The 1,743-nt window shown below is 67.7% G+C and carries 1 protein-coding gene and 1 pseudogene; both read right to left on the reverse strand.

Going from position 1 to position 1,743, the window contains the following annotated elements; translation table 11 throughout:
* A pseudogene (locus AACZ35_RS14105) lies at positions 1-1,034 on the reverse strand (S9 family peptidase); the annotation flags it as partial.
* A 57-nt stretch (positions 1,035-1,091) separates the two neighbouring features.
* Positions 1,092-1,743: dTDP-4-dehydrorhamnose reductase (gene rfbD, locus AACZ35_RS14110; protein ID WP_339830393.1), on the reverse strand; the 652-nt coding region annotated here is incomplete at its 5' end.

Raw genomic sequence — 1,743 nt, forward strand, 5'->3', positions numbered from 1 at the left:
CTGAAATTCACCACCTGGCCCGGGAAGGCGCTCGCGAGCGAGGCGTAGAGCTCGGTGTCGGCGTGCTGCTCGTCCACAAGCTCGATGCGCGGGATGCCGGCTTCGGTGACCACGGCCAGCGGCTTGTCGTCCGTGGGCGACACCACGTACCGGGAGATATCGGACACCTCGTCCTGGAAGATCTTCTGGAAGTTGCCGGTCTGCCGATCCAGCGTGCCGAAGGCCGCCGGCTTCTTGCCGTCGTCCTGCAGGGCGTAGATGGTGCCGTCCTTCGCGGTCCAGGCGACGCGGATCTGCTTGCCGTCGCCGATGTCGGCGTTGTTCACCAGGGCCCACTTGCCGTCATCACCGAGCCGGTAAAGTTCGGTGCGGGTGTCGTATTCGCCTTCCTCGTTTTCCTGGTCGAAGCACAGGGCGAAACGCGGCTGCTTCTTTTCATCCACCGCCAGGCTGCAGTTCTCGCGCGGCGCCGTCGCCAGCGTCTTGCGCACGCCCGAAACGGTGTCGACCATCACGAGCTCGGTGTTGGAACCAGTGCGCGAACGGGGCGTAGTGGCGGACATAAGCACGTTGCGCGGATCGTTCTCGAGTGGATCGACCATGCTGAAGTTTTCGTTGAACACGGCCTTGGCACGCTCGGCGGTGCCGCGGCTGCCGCGGAAGATGACCGGGCGCGGCTGGCTGCCGTCGGCATTGACGGCATACCACTCGCCGGTGCCGAACGGCTGGGCGAAGCTGCCGTACTTGCGAATGGCGGTGAAGATCAGGCGGTCGTCGCCGATCCACTGGTAACCGGCCACGGACTTTTCGTCCGGCAGCACGTTCACCTTCAGCAGCTTCATGTCCTTGAGGCGGATGACGGTCAGCACGTCCTGGCCGCCGCGGTCGACGCCCAGCGCCAGGTATTCGCCGGTGGGCGAAATGCGGGCGCTGGAATAGGTGGCGTGGCGCATGAAGTGCTCGACCGAGGGCAGCTCGGCGGCGGAAGCGCTGGCGCCGGCAAGCAGGGCCAGCGCGGTAATGACGGATTTCATCTGAACTCCCCGGTTCGTGTTTGACGACGTCAACGCTGAACGATAGGGGGCACGCCGCTAGGGCGCAAGCGAGTCCAGGGCCTCGGCCAGGCCTTCACGCCAGTCACCAAGGTGAAGGCCGGTATCACGCGTGAAAGCGCCGGTATCGAGCCGCGAATAGGCCGGGCGGCGGGCCGGCGTGGGGAACTCGCTGCTGGGAATGGCCTCCAGCGCCGGGGCTTTGGCCAGCAGGCCGCGGTCGACGGCCTGGCGGAAGATCTCGCCGGCGAAGTCGAACCAGCTGCACTCGCCTTCGGCCGCCAGGTGCCAGGTGCCACTGGCGGCGGGCATCACCCGCAGGGCCCCGGCGACGCCGGCGGCGATGCGGCGGGCGCTGGTGGGCGTACCGCGCTGGTCGTCCACCACGCGCAGGTGGTCGCGCTCCTTGCCAAGCCGCAGCATGGTCAACAGGAAATTGTGGCCCCGCGGCCCGTACACCCAGCACAGGCGGAAGATCTTGTGCGCGGCGCCGCTGGCGCGGATGGCTTCTTCGCCGGCCAGCTTGCTCTGGCCATAGACGCCCAGCGGCCCGGTCGGGTCGTCTTCGCGCCAGGGCCGCGACTGGCTGCCGTCGAAAACGTAGTCGGTGGAAAAATGCACCAGGCCGGCGCCCGCCTTGGCGCAGGCCCGGGCCAGCATGCCGGGCGCTTCGGCGTTGACGCGGAAAGCC

It is taken from the genome of uncultured Arenimonas sp. (assembly GCF_963976025.1).
Classification (GTDB): Bacteria; Pseudomonadota; Gammaproteobacteria; order Xanthomonadales; family Xanthomonadaceae; genus Arenimonas.